The following is a 12183-nucleotide window of genomic DNA, read 5'->3' as shown; positions in this document are numbered from 1 at the left end:
AAATGTGCGGCGCATCCTAGCGAATTCGCAAGCCGTACCTAACTGGTGGACAAACGCGCGCGGGTGGCAAACACTCTCGCCAAACAACCAAAGGGGAGACTTCCATGAGATTCACCACATTGCTTTCGACTGCGCTGCTGCTGGGATCCACCGGCCTTGTCAGCGCCGAGACGCTCAAGTGGGCGCGCGCGGGCGACGCCCTGACGCTGGACCCCCACGCCCAGAACGAAGGGCCGACGCACACGATCCGCCACCAGATGTACGAACCGCTGATCATCCGTGATGTCACCGGCGCGTTTGAACCCGCGCTGGCGACCGAATGGGCGCCCAAGACCGACGATCCGAACGTCTGGGTGTTCAAGCTGCGTGAGGGCGTCAAGTTCCATGGCGGCGAAGATTTCAACGCCGAGGACGTCGTATTCAGCTTTGAGCGGGCCAAGCAGCCAAACTCGGACATGAAAGAACTGATCGGTTCGATCACCGAAGTGCGCGCCGTTGACGACTATACCGTCGAGATCGTGACAGACGGGCCGAACCCGATCCTGCCCTCGAACCTGACCAACCTGTTCATCATGGACAAGGGCTGGACCGAGGCGAACAACACCGTGAACGTGCAGGATTTCGAGGGCGGCGAGATCACTTATGCCACCACGAACGCCAACGGCACGGGTCCCTACACCCTGACCAGCCGCGAGCCTGACGTTAAAACCGTCATGACCCGCAACGAGGCCTATTGGGGTCGCGACCAGTTCCCGATGGAAGTGTCCGAAATTGTCTACACTCCCATCCAAAACGCCGCGACCCGCGTGGCCGCGATGCTGTCCGGCGAAGTGAACTTCCTTCAGGACATGCCGGTGCAGGACCTCGAACGTGTGAACGCAGCCGAGGGTCTGACCGTCAAGCAGGCGCCGCAGAACCGCGTGATCTTCTTTGGTATGAACCAGGGCGCGGATGATCTGGAGGCCGACAACGTCGATGGCAAGAACCCCCTCGCCGACGTGCGCGTGCGCAAGGCGATGTCCATGGCCATCAACCGTAACGCCATCCGTCAGGTTGTCATGCGCGGCCAATCCGAGCCTGCGGGCATGATTGCGCCGCCGTTTGTCAATGGCTGGACGGCCGAGATGGATGGTGAGTCGAGCACCGATATCGAAGGTGCCAAGGCGCTGATGGCCGAGGCAGGCTATGGCGACGGCTTCTCCATCCGCTTGGACTGCCCCAATGACCGCTACATCAACGACGAGGCGATCTGTCAGGCCGCTGTTGGGATGCTGGGCCAGATTGGCGTCACGGTGAACCTTGATGCGATCCCCAAGGCACAGCATTTCCCCAAGATCACAGACGGCAAGACCGACTTCTACATGCTGGGCTGGGGTGTGCCGACCTACGATTCCGAGTACATCTTCAACTTCCTCGTCCACGGACGTGAAAGCGATGTCGGCACGTGGAACGGCACCGGGTTCGACAACGACGAGATCGACGCCAAGATCAAGTCACTGGCCTCCAACACCGACCTCGAGGCCCGCAACGCCGACATCGCCGACATCTGGCGCGTGGTGCAGGACGAAGCGCTCTACATCCCCATCCACCACCAGGTCCTGAACTGGGGCATGGCCGACGGCGTGGGCATCGAGGTTGATCCCGAGGATCAACCGAAGGTGAAGTATTTTACGATGAACTGATTTGCGCACGACGCGTTGGGAAAGGCGGCACGAAAAGTGCCGCCTTTTTTTGTTGCCCTCGCGAGTGGCACAAGGGTTCGGCAGCAGGGTTGTGCGTCGCAGACATCGGGTTTCATGCCGGAGCAGTCGTTGATCTTGAGCGCTTTTTGCGTCCGTATTGCGGGACAAAGCGTACTTTCGCGGCGGCTGCGCCAATGTCGGCTTGGCGCCCACCTTTCCAACTGTACTCTTTTCTGGTGTTCAATCTGATTTAGGCAGAATTGTGCGCCTCAATACAGTACCGCCCTCTATTTCGCAGCGGCTGACATCATCCAATGCTGCTTTTCGCTCCATTCTAGAATGTCGGTAAGAACTCCGACTGTGCCGTCGTCCCGGACATCAGCTAGAACCTGAATTGCATTGCGGAGAGTATCGATGAAGCTCAAGAAATCAGCGCAGTGGTTCGCCAGCATTTCATTGGCAGTCTTGGCCGCAGACAATTGGGGTCCCTCGCCGCCAGCAAGTAGCTCATCCAACGATGCGGGTGCGTTCACACCCAGAACACGCAGCCGCTCTGCGACCGCATCCAGGAACCCATTCAACGCCTGGTATTGGACCTCAAACATGGCATGCAAATTGTGGAAATTCGGGCCTTCCACGTTCCAATGATAGCACTGGGATTGCAGGTAGAGGCGGAAAACCTTGCCGAGGACTGCCCTGATCGTGTCTTCCTTGACTGAGTTTGATTTCATTCTTTGTCCTTTGATTTCTGTAGGCTTGCGCGAACAAGACTGTGACCGTGCCCGCCATCTCACATGTGGATAGCGGGTACGGCAGAACTCTGATCTGGATCAGAGCCCCCTGGGGAAAGGGTTGGTTTAGCGCGCGGCCGCGTTGATTTGCGCCACAGCTTCTTGGGTGCTCCAGACCGCGTTGGCGATGAAGCGGAAGTTGATAAGGGCCGCCAGGTATCCATCACCTTCCGGCAGTTGCGCCGCAGCCGTCGCGTCCTTCACGACCGCCACTTCGAACCCGTTTTCGATCAGTTCGCGCATATGGGATTCCGTGCACAGGTTGGCCGACATCCCTGCCAGAATGACCTGATCCACGCCTTGCTTGCGCAGCTGCAGCGTCAGATCGTTGGTGTCGTTGCCGTACATCTTGTGGGGGGATGTCACGATGGTCTTGCCGTCGTTGATGTAGGGCTTGTACCGCTCAAGCCAGTCCGCGCCCGAGCCTTCGAAATCGTCAACATTCAGCTGGCCCTTGCGGTCGAACATGCCGATCTGATGCATCAGTTTTTCCAAGGCGCCTTCGAACTTCCAACCATGGTCGGTGGGAAAGTAGTAATGCGGCGACACGGCGGTCGTGATGTCGTGTTCCTTGGCCGTGCGGAACAGTGTTTCGATGTTTTCTACCGTGTTCAGTTCGGTGGCGGATGGGCCGATGACACCCCAGGTTACCCCGTCGGGGCTGAGGAAGTCATTTTGGGGATCGGTCACCACGAGGGCCGCGCGGCTCAGGTCGAGCTTCATGTCAGAGGGTGGCAGTCCGGGCTCTGCCGGTTCGGCATAGGGGTTGGCTGCCTCTTGCGCCTGAGCGGTTCCGCCAAGCGCTGTTGCTGCAGCCGCCGCAGTCCCGGCCAGCCCGGTGGTCAAAGCCTGACGGCGAGACAGTTTTCTGTCGCCATGATCGTGGTCATCACAATTGCACATAGGGTCGTTCTTTCTTTGTGTTTATCGAGAAGCCCTTCGTGCGATAGTCTGTGTGCTTTTTCGTCTTGAATTGGACCGATCACGAAAATTTACATGACTGCAAAGGTGTTTACGGTCAAAGTCCCGCAATGAGCTACGACCACATTTTCGATCAACTCGACATCCGTACGGAACCGTTTGCGGTCTGTGAAATCCATGGGACATGTCATGTTGGCCTCAAACCAGATGCCGCGGTGACCCTGCACTATATTCTGTGCGGCCAGGGCCAGATCACGATGCGGGGGCAGGCTCCGATCAGGATATCCAAGGGCAGCTTGGTTTTGATCCCATCGCTGAACAGCCACGAGGTCTTGAATGATGGCGCGGTGATCGTGCCCGGACCATCGTGCAAACCTGCTGCGCTGAACCTCGCGCAAGTTCTCAAGTCTGCCCCTGATGAAAGTGAGGGCGGCGCCAGCCGCCTGATCGCACTGTGTGCGCACGTCAATATCGGGCTGATGGGCGCCACGGACGTGGTCAACCTGATCCGCGAACCGCTGGTGACACGCGCCGAACCCGGCAGCGACCTCATGGCATTGGTTGACACGCTGATGCACGAAGTGTGCGAGCCAAGCGTGGGCAGCCGTGCCCTGATCCGGGTTCTGTTGATGCAAGCGCTGATCGTTATGATGCGCAAGAGGATAACAGAGCAGGGCGGGCCATTGGACTGGATGGCAGCGTTGCGCGACCCGATGCTCTGGAAGGCTTTGAACGCAATGCTGGACAACCCGGGCAATCCGTATTCCGTGGAATCCCTTGCGGACATTGCCGGCATGAGCCGGGCCGCCTTTGCCAAGCGATTTGCCGAAGCCTATGGCGCAGGGCCGATGGAGTTGCTGCGCAGTCTGCGGGTGCGCAAAGCGGGCGACTTGCTGCGCAACACAGATTTGCCCATCAAACGAGTGGCTGAAACTGTCGGGTTTTCCAGCCGGAGTGCCTTTAGCCGCGCATTCGAAGCAACTTCCGGCGATAGTCCCGGCGCATTTCGCAAGGACGTAAGAAAATCCTGACCGTGGTTCCGCTTTTTTTGCCGGTCTTAACGCTTCAGATGTGCGCTGAGCCGCGCGAATAGACCAAAACCGACATTCGTTCCAATCGCAGCAATTAGTACTTTGGGCTGAAAGCGGATATTGTACTCAGACTTTGCAATGTCCCTTTCCTGCGGCCTTATGTATCAAACGCACCAAGCTATTCGTCGTCTCGTTCAAAGCTGTCGTGAATTTCAGTGACGGTGTAGCCCTTGATCTCATCGTCCATGCGAGTTGCGTAGATATCCACCACAAAGACCATTGCGAATGGGTTGTCCTTGCCCTGTAGCATCTTCTCCTTCAGCCCTTGGATGCTTTGCCTAAAATAGACAGGCAGCACTTTGTCTGAAATATCAGGCACACGCCCCCTGTCGCCAGTGCGGCCTCTTTCTTTGCCGGGGCCGCGATTGGCTTGCTCAAGAAAAAGCATCACCTCTGAGCGTATCTTGTCGTCTTGGTCCTCTTCCTCAGGCTTTTTCGGTGCAGGCAGGGCCAGCGCCTTGTCTATGTTGACTGACGCCTTGTTCAATTCAGCTTCATCAAATTTGTACTCAACAACTGTCTTCTTTTCACCGTCAGTTTTTTCATACCTGGCTTGCTTGATGCCAAGCCTTGCGCCCGTCTTTCCGACCAATGGTCGTGTGAACTCTTTGAGGTCGGCGGCGTCTTCTTTGGAGGGTGCTTCGAGCAGCTTTGTGTCCTTGCCCCCTCCAGTGAAATAGCTAATACCGCGCCAAACGCGATTGGCAAAATCGGTCACGATCATGCCGCCATCCATCATGGCGATGCCGCCCATCATAATACCGTAAGGCGCGATCTCGGCTATGACTGACCCGGTTTCGAGCTTGGTCACAAAGAGACGGGGCGCATCATCCGAACCGCTACGATAGTGGCGCTCATAAATGCGAGAAAGGGCCGCAAAGCTGTCTGCCAAGTCAGTCAGTTCAACTGGCTGGCCGGGATCAAGCGTGATGATCAACCTGTCGCCTTCCTCTTTCACGTCATAAGAAACCATTTTAGAGCCTCAATTCTGTGACCTCGATTGCAGCCATACATTGCAGGAAGAAAGCCATTGTAAACACACCACGGCTAATCTTGTTCGCAATGTTCTTTTCGTTCTCTTGAACGCCTATTTTCTCAAGTAAATCAGATAATTGGGCATAAGTCACACCCTTTCTCTTTAGTTCAGAACGTAGCAAGTTCTTTGCTCGGTCCGACCATTCCGCGTCCGTTTGTGCCTTTGGCATTTCATTACCTCAGTGGATAAAACCCTATTTATAGGGATATAGCCCTTGTAATGATGATGTGTAACCCCTGTTTATAGGGTATAGACATCATAGGTAATGACAATGGCACAACACTTCCTCCTTTCCGCAGCATCCCGCACACTGAGCCTGCGCTCGATCTACAAAGCGGGCGAGGAAGCGGCTTACGAGACGTTCTGTCAGATGCGCTGGCCTGAGACGGATGGCGAGGCGGTATGCCCCTGCTGTGGCTTTGACGAGGCTTACAAGATCATCACGCGCCGCAAGTTCAAATGCAAGGCCTGTCACCACCAGTTCAGCGTCACCAGCGGCACGATCTTCGCCAGCCGCAAGATGGACTTCGTGGACCTGCTAGCCGCGATCTGCATCATCGTGAACGCATCCAAGGGCGTGTCTATGGTGCAGCTTTCCCGTGATCTGGACTGCCAATACAAGACCGCTTTCGTGTTGGCCCACAAGCTGCGCGAAGCAATGGCGTTGGAAGTCCACACAGGCGAAGTGTTGGAAGGTCATGTTGAGATTGATGGCGCTTACTTTGGCGGTCATATCCGCCCTGAGAATGCCAAGGCCGACCGCAAAGACCGCCGCTTGAAGCGCCACCAGACAGGCAAGCGCCGCGTTGTTATTGCCATGCGTGAGCGTGAGGGCCGCACCCTGCCATTTGTTACCCTAAATGAGGGTGAAGGCGTTGCGCTGGCAAGCGAGAACGTATCCCGCTTGTCCACTATGTCAGCCGATGAAGCCAGCCATTGGGATGAATTGCACATGGGGTACCATGTCGACCGCGTGAACCACTCCGAGATATACAGTGACCACGGCAAGCACACGAACATGGTCGAAAGCTATTTTTCCCGACTGCGCCGCATGGTCCAAGGCCAGCACCACCACGTCAGCCCGCAATATCTGCACCAGTATGCAAACCACGCTGCTTGGCTGGAAGACAACCGCCGCACCGACAACGGGACGCTGGCTCAGATCATCGTCAGCAACGCCATGGGGTCGCCAGTGTCGCGCCAGTGGAAGGGTTACTGGCAGCGAGCGGCTTAGCGCAAGTTGTCCACAAGTACCATCGGCACGGTCGCATATCTGCTTGAGTCGTCTAGGCGAACGTCCTGGTAATCAGTGACATAGTGGCTTGTATTAACGGTAGCAGTCTGGGGTACTCCTGTACCGTAGATCGGCATAGCGCTCTCATCACTCTTTAGAGGTACAACTATGAATTGGTCCACTATTTCTGCTCCCACCCATCAAATGTTACGCCAACTTCCGTACCAGTAACGGTCATAGGTGGCATATTTGGGGCCATTTGCTGTTGGTTCTGTATCAAACGAATGCTTCCTTTAGTCAACTGTTGAGTGCTCCCCCCAGCCACGCTCTCGATCAAAACACGCTGACACTCAAAATTTGCCTGTGGCTGTCCACCCAACTCTTGCATCGCGTCAAACTTCGATCTCAGTTGCATATCCTTTGCAATGTCTTCGTACAAATCGTTCATCAGTTTGTACAATTCCGGTGATGGTTTTTCGACGTTCAGTCCCAGCTTTGCGGCCTCTCGCCGGTTAATTGTTCGATCATGTGAGCCTGAGTCTGAACATAGAAAATCTACGATATTGTCGCTGTCGTCTTTTTTAACGCCTTGGTGTTCAAGCAAGCCTTCTGCAAGCGCTCTAATCTGGTTCCGGCTTCGAAAAATCTGTCCCAGAACCAGCGGATGCACCTGTTCTGTCAGCTTGACAAGAACTTGAGACAAGGCTGGGCCATCTGCTATCCCCAGCTCTTCTTTCGCCAGGTCTAAATACCCCTGCACCGCTTCAACGCTTACAGGCACTCGCTGATTTGGGTTGTTCGGCACAGCAGGCGACAGCGGGCCGCTAAGGCTGGGGTCTATGGGCCCTAGAGTTGCTTGTTTCGTAAGCACTATTCGATCACACCCCAAGCTGATCAGAGTTCCCGCACTGTGAGCACGATTAGGTACCAATACTTCGAGATCATCACAAAATATGCGCAAGAGGTTAATAATTCTCCATGCCGCCGCGCTGTCACCGCCTGCGGTATGCAAAATTAGGGAAATTTTCTTTGTTTCTTCAGGCCAAATCTTATCAAGATGATGGACAAAATAGTCAAAAGCATCGTTTGCAATCTGGGCTTCCATATTTGGCCGGTTGCCTGTTGCATAAAGAATTACTTTCGAACCTCTATCAGCCTCAATTGCCTTGAAAAGATCAGATCTTTCTTCAATCGTCATGCGCTTCCCCAAAAAGATGTTGCCTTTTCAACTGAGTATCACACACAAGATTAGAGGCAATGAGTAAAGGTTGACGCTATATTTAGCCCAGCCGCCACAAACACCCATCCGGCCCGAAGTCCTGCACCACATGCCCGTCTTTCTGCTGGCGCTGGATGGCGTGACGCACCCGCTTTAGCACATCTGCCCGCAACGCGTCGTCAGCGTGCCAGCCCTTCGCTGCGATGATCTGCGCGGTTATCGTTTCATCATCCGCAGGCGCTTCCCGCAGCATGTTGATGATTGTCAGCTTCAACTCGTTTCGCCCGAATAGCTGCCGATACTTGCCGCGTGGCGCTATGGCTTTGGGATCGTCCTGATAGCCGCACAGCACCAGCGTGCGATCTACGGCGTCGAGATCGGCCTTAAGGGCATCCGCGGCCTTCTGCGCGACCTTGTGCTGTCCCGCTATCTCGCCGCGCTTTTTGATCAGTCCGAATATCGTGTGTTCCATGCCGCATTATGGATTCACGCGGCCCGATTGTTCAGCTAGATTGTTGGTGCGTTTGATACATAAGGCCGCTTTCCTGCGCAAACCGACCACCCAAACAGCGTCTGCCCTTTGAACGACCTTTGACCCCATCCTCAGTCCCTACCCCTTCCCTTTCCGCGCGTGCTCGGCTCTAGTGTTCCTCAGAGTTCTGCCACTAAAGCGAAAAGGATACCCCATGTTCCGATACGTTCTTCCCGTCGCCTTGTGTATCGGCGCGGCACCCGCTCTTGCGGAAGAGTTCAAGTGGGCCGAAACAACCGACCCGCAGACCATGGACCCCCACGCGGTGAACTCTGCCGCCGTTCTGGGCTTTCTCAACAACGTCTACGAGGGCCTCGTGCGGCGGGACCGGGACATGTCCATTGAGCCTGCGCTTGCCACCTCGTGGGAGCCTATCGGCGACGGGATGGGCTGGCGGTTCAATCTGCGGCAGGGCGTGACCTTCCATGGCGGTGAGGATTTCAACGCCGATGACGTGATATTCTCGTACCAGCGCGCCAGCGACGAGGCGTCGGACACGCGCAGCTGGTTTGCGCCCGTCTCCGAGGTGATCAAGGTGGACGACTACACTGTCGACATCATGACCTCTGCCCCCAACCCGATCTTTCCCGACAGCATCGCCAACTGGATGATCATGGACAGCGGCTGGGCCGAGGCAAACAACGCTGTCCTGCCCGACAAGGAAAACGGCAACTATGCCACGCTCAACACCAACGGCACCGGAGCCTTTCGCGTCACCACGCGGGAACCCGGCCTGCGCACCGTGATGGAGCCCCATGCGGGCTGGTGGGATACGGCCACGCACAACATCACCCGCGCCGAACTGACGCCGATCCAGAACTCGGCCACCGCCGTGGCGGCGCTTTTGTCGGGGGACGTGGACCTGATCAACCCGGTGCCGATCCAGGACGCGGCGCGTCTGTCCGGAAATGACAGCGTCAAGTTGATCCAAGGGATCGAAGCGCGGGTGATCATGCTGGGCTTCCCGCATGAGGCGGAGGCGCTGAAATACTCGTCGGACGTAGACGGGGCCAACCCGTTTGCGGACGTCCGCGTGCGGCAGGCCGTGGCCCACGCCGTCAATGTCCCCGCGATCCTGCAAACCATTATGCGCGGCAATGCGGAACCTGCGAGCCAGTTGGTCAGCCCCGCGATGCGCGGCTTTTCGGACGCGCGGGCGGACCGGCCCGCCTTTGACCCGGACCGCGCCCGCGCCCTACTCGCCGAAGCGGGCTACGGCGACGGATTTTCGTTCGGGCTGAAGTGCCCCAATGACCGCTATCTCAACGATGAGGCGGTCTGTCAGGCGGTCACAGGGATGCTGGCGCAGGTGGGGATCACCGCCGTGCTGGATGCGATGCCGGTCCAGAATTACTGGCCCGAGTTGCGGGCCGACAATTATGATATGTACCTGCTGGGCTGGTCGCCGGGCACCTTTGATGCGGAGCATCCGATCCGCTTTCTTGCCGCCACGCCCAATGAGGAAAAGAAGTTGGGCAGCTGGAATTTCGGAGGCTTTTCAAATGCGCGGGTGGATGAACTTTTGCCCATGATCCAGTCGGAAATCGACGACGCCAAGCGGCAGGCAATGCTGGATGAGACCACCAAAATTCTACAGGATGAGGTGGCCTATGTGCCCATGTATGTGCAGCCTCTGGTCTGGGGGGCGGCGGCCAATATTGAGCTCACCCAGCGGCCCGACAACTTCTTTATTCTGCGCTGGGTCACGGTGAACTGATCGGGGGTGTCCCATGCTGGGACACCATCCAGCCCACCCAAAATCAATGGGTTACAGAGGCGCATTAAGCAATTGGCAACAATTAGCCCCGCGCCACACAAAACATCCAGAAGGGCCGGACCTGCGTCTGGCCCTTTGCTTTGCGCCTTGCGATAACTGCGACGAGCCCTTGCACAAGCCGGAGAGCGGACATGCGGATTGAACCCTTTGGCGTCGAGCTGTGGATGAACGCATGGGAGACGAAATGCGACTGGAACCTTGCGGAGACCTGCGTAGAGAGCCTGACGCTCCGGCAGTTGCTGGCGCTGGCTGGACAAAACGATACGGACCTGAGCGCGCTGCTGCCCATGAAGCTGACCTATGGCGACATCGAAGGCTCGCCCCGGCTGCGGCAGGCCATTGCCGCGCTTTATGCACATCAGGACCCGGCCAGAATCCTTGTCACCCATGGCACGATCGGGGCCAATATGCTGGTTCACAAGACGTTGGTCAGCCGGGGGGATCATGTGGTCGCCGTGGTGCCGACCTATCAGCAACATTACTCCATCCCCGCCAGCATCGGCGCGGATGTCGAACCGCTGCACCTGACCGAAGCGCACGGCTGGCTGCCTGACATCGCGGCGCTGCGCGCCATGGTCACGCCCGCCACGAAGCTGATCGCGCTGACCAATCCCAACAACCCCACCGGTGCCCTGATCGACCGGGAGATGATGATGCAGATCGTGGAAATCGCGCGCGCGGCGGATGCGTACATCCTGTGTGACGAGGTCTATCGCGGCACGGATCAGACCGGCAACGGGATCACCGCGTCCATTGCCGATCTCTATGACAAGGGGATCAGCACCGCAGGCATGTCCAAGGCGTTTTCGCTGGCGGGGCTCAGGCTGGGCTGGATCGCAGCACCGCAACACCTGATCCAAGACATCACGATACACCGCGACTACGACACCATTTCGGTGGGCATGATCGACGATCATTTCGCCGCATTGGCGCTGGAGCACAAGGACAGGGTGCTGGCCCGCAGCCAGCAGATCACGCGCGGCAACCTTGCCACGCTGGCGGCATGGGTGGCGGCGGAGCCGCGGATCAGTTGGATCAGGCCCAAATCAGGCACAACCGCGCTGCTGAAATACGACATCGACGTGCCATCGCAGGCGGTGTGCGTGGCGCTTCTGGAAAAGACCGGCGTGCTGCTGACGCCGGGGTCTGCCATGGGCATGGAAGGATATCTGCGCATCGGCTATGCAAACAGCCCGGACATCCTGCGCGAAGGGCTGGCGCGGCTGTCCGGGTTTCTGGCGCAGCATCCCTGAGCGCCTCAGCCGTCCGGCACCGAAAACCGTTTGGCCGATACGTTGATGCGTCCCCAATCCGCCATCGCAATCCGGCAACCCGCCCGCGCGTCTTGCACGTGCCATGTGGCCCCGTCGAGATGCAGACCAACCGGGTGGATCACCTGTTCGGCCGGGGACGCAAAGCGCAGGCGGATGATGGTCCGCGCCCGCACCGCCCGTGACACCGCAAGGACCCGCGCGTCATCCACAGGTGCCGGTGGGGTCTGGGTGAACTGCGCCATCCGGTCCTTGACGATCATCCGGGTTTTGTCGGGAAGGCTTTCGACCAGCTTGGCCCGGGCGCGGTTGGCGGCGTGACCCAGCCCCAGCGCGGAAATCATCGGGCTGTCAGCGGACAGGATCAGGCCCAGCGCCTCGGCCTCGTCACGGGCCAGCCCGGTCAGGCGGGTGCGGTAGTTGAACCCCAGTTCGATCCCGCCGCGATTGCCCTGATGCACGATGATCGGCAGCCCGGCTTCGGTCATGGCGTCCACGTCCCGCAGGATCGTGCGCTGTGCGACCTCAAGTTCCGCAGCCAGTTGCCCCGAGGTCTGGCGGCCCCGGTTTTGCAGCAGGAGCAGGATTTGCAGCAATCGTGCGGCGCGCATGGGCACCATCCTCAAATA

General features: G+C 57.8%; 12 protein-coding genes. 5 read left to right on the top strand and 7 right to left on the bottom strand.

The annotated features are described in order from the left end of the window. Positions 1 to 104: 104 nt before the first annotated feature. Positions 105 to 1682, top strand: coding sequence for an ABC transporter substrate-binding protein (locus Q1A85_RS16675; protein WP_299691942.1), 1578 nt, complete (start codon positions 105 to 107; stop codon positions 1680 to 1682). Between the two features lie 287 nt (positions 1683 to 1969). On the opposite strand, the gene Q1A85_RS16670 is transcribed toward Q1A85_RS16675, so the two are convergent. Then, the gene (locus Q1A85_RS16670) at positions 1970 to 2413 is read right to left on the bottom strand and encodes a DNA starvation/stationary phase protection protein (RefSeq protein ID WP_299691940.1); all 444 of its coding nucleotides are present in this window, start codon (positions 2411 to 2413) and stop codon (positions 1970 to 1972) included. A 126-nt stretch (positions 2414 to 2539) separates the two neighbouring features. After that, positions 2540 to 3376 carry a cysteine hydrolase gene (locus Q1A85_RS16665; RefSeq protein ID WP_299691937.1) on the bottom strand — a complete coding sequence of 279 codons (837 nt, stop codon included), beginning with the start codon at positions 3374 to 3376 and terminating at the stop codon, positions 2540 to 2542. Between the two features lie 128 nt (positions 3377 to 3504). Here Q1A85_RS16665 and Q1A85_RS16660 point away from each other — a divergent pair, with 128 nt between their 5' ends. Beyond that, positions 3505 to 4425, top strand: coding sequence for an AraC family transcriptional regulator (locus Q1A85_RS16660; RefSeq protein WP_299691934.1), 921 nt, complete (start codon positions 3505 to 3507; stop codon positions 4423 to 4425). 178 nt (positions 4426 to 4603) lie between these two features. Here Q1A85_RS16660 and Q1A85_RS16655 read toward each other — a convergent pair whose 3' ends face one another. Beyond that, complete coding sequence (locus Q1A85_RS16655) at positions 4604 to 5458, bottom strand: hypothetical protein (RefSeq protein ID WP_299691932.1); 855 nt, start codon at positions 5456 to 5458, stop codon at positions 4604 to 4606. 1 nt (position 5459) lies between these two features. Further along, positions 5460 to 5690, bottom strand: coding sequence for a DUF6471 domain-containing protein (locus tag Q1A85_RS16650; RefSeq protein WP_299691928.1), 231 nt, complete (start codon positions 5688 to 5690; stop codon positions 5460 to 5462). Between the two features lie 102 nt (positions 5691 to 5792). Here Q1A85_RS16650 and Q1A85_RS16645 point away from each other — a divergent pair, with 102 nt between their 5' ends. Then, entirely contained in the window at positions 5793 to 6755 is a 963-nt protein-coding gene (locus tag Q1A85_RS16645; protein WP_299691925.1) for an IS1595 family transposase, read from the top strand. A 181-nt stretch (positions 6756 to 6936) separates the two neighbouring features. Here the strand turns inward: Q1A85_RS16645 and Q1A85_RS16640 are convergent, their stop codons facing one another. Both Q1A85_RS16640 and Q1A85_RS16635 read right to left on the bottom strand, forming a co-directional pair. After that, positions 6937 to 7953 (bottom strand): hypothetical protein, encoded by a 1017-nt coding sequence (locus Q1A85_RS16640; protein WP_299691922.1) that lies wholly within the window; start codon positions 7951 to 7953, stop codon positions 6937 to 6939. Positions 7954 to 8035: 82 nt separating this feature from the next. Beyond that, positions 8036 to 8446, bottom strand: a complete 411-nt coding sequence (locus tag Q1A85_RS16635; RefSeq protein ID WP_299691920.1) for a hypothetical protein — start codon at positions 8444 to 8446, stop codon at positions 8036 to 8038. A gap of 214 nt (positions 8447 to 8660) precedes the next feature. Between Q1A85_RS16635 and Q1A85_RS16630 the strand changes: the two genes are divergently transcribed. Beyond that, positions 8661 to 10223 carry an ABC transporter substrate-binding protein gene (locus Q1A85_RS16630; protein ID WP_299691918.1) on the top strand — a complete coding sequence of 521 codons (1563 nt, stop codon included), beginning with the start codon at positions 8661 to 8663 and terminating at the stop codon, positions 10221 to 10223. Between the two features lie 191 nt (positions 10224 to 10414). Continuing rightward, the gene (locus Q1A85_RS16625; protein WP_299691915.1) at positions 10415 to 11536 is read left to right on the top strand and encodes an aminotransferase; all 1122 of its coding nucleotides are present in this window, start codon (positions 10415 to 10417) and stop codon (positions 11534 to 11536) included. 5 nt (positions 11537 to 11541) lie between these two features. On the opposite strand, the gene Q1A85_RS16620 is transcribed toward Q1A85_RS16625, so the two are convergent. Continuing rightward, positions 11542 to 12165 (bottom strand): HTH domain-containing protein, encoded by a 624-nt coding sequence (locus Q1A85_RS16620; protein ID WP_299691912.1) that lies wholly within the window; start codon positions 12163 to 12165, stop codon positions 11542 to 11544. Positions 12166 to 12183 lie beyond the last annotated feature (18 nt).

The sequence above is a fragment of the uncultured Tateyamaria sp. genome, from assembly GCF_947503385.1.
In the GTDB taxonomy this organism is placed as follows: Bacteria; Pseudomonadota; Alphaproteobacteria; order Rhodobacterales; family Rhodobacteraceae; genus Tateyamaria.
The sequence above is the reverse complement of the archived record's forward strand: the minus strand, read 5'-3'. Positions and strand labels throughout refer to the sequence as shown.

Bases quoted from the DNA above. Each gene is read 5' to 3' on its own strand.
- Q1A85_RS16670 (WP_299691940.1), bottom strand. From the start codon at position 2,413: ATGAAATCAAACTCAGTCAAGGAAGACACGATCAGGGCAGTCCTCGGC.
- Q1A85_RS16655 (WP_299691932.1), bottom strand. From the start codon at position 5,458: ATGGTTTCTTATGACGTGAAAGAGGAAGGCGACAGGTTGATCATCACG.
- Q1A85_RS16665 (WP_299691937.1), bottom strand. From the start codon at position 3,376: ATGTGCAATTGTGATGACCACGATCATGGCGACAGAAAACTGTCTCGC.
- Q1A85_RS16635 (WP_299691920.1), bottom strand. From the start codon at position 8,446: ATGGAACACACGATATTCGGACTGATCAAAAAGCGCGGCGAGATAGCG.
- Q1A85_RS16625 (WP_299691915.1), top strand. From the start codon at position 10,415: ATGCGGATTGAACCCTTTGGCGTCGAGCTGTGGATGAACGCATGGGAG.
- Q1A85_RS16640 (WP_299691922.1), bottom strand. From the start codon at position 7,953: ATGACGATTGAAGAAAGATCTGATCTTTTCAAGGCAATTGAGGCTGAT.
- Q1A85_RS16630 (WP_299691918.1), top strand. From the start codon at position 8,661: ATGTTCCGATACGTTCTTCCCGTCGCCTTGTGTATCGGCGCGGCACCC.
- Q1A85_RS16675 (WP_299691942.1), top strand. From the start codon at position 105: ATGAGATTCACCACATTGCTTTCGACTGCGCTGCTGCTGGGATCCACC.
- Q1A85_RS16645 (WP_299691925.1), top strand. From the start codon at position 5,793: ATGGCACAACACTTCCTCCTTTCCGCAGCATCCCGCACACTGAGCCTG.
- Q1A85_RS16620 (WP_299691912.1), bottom strand. From the start codon at position 12,165: ATGCGCGCCGCACGATTGCTGCAAATCCTGCTCCTGCTGCAAAACCGG.
- Q1A85_RS16650 (WP_299691928.1), bottom strand. From the start codon at position 5,690: ATGCCAAAGGCACAAACGGACGCGGAATGGTCGGACCGAGCAAAGAAC.
- Q1A85_RS16660 (WP_299691934.1), top strand. From the start codon at position 3,505: ATGAGCTACGACCACATTTTCGATCAACTCGACATCCGTACGGAACCG.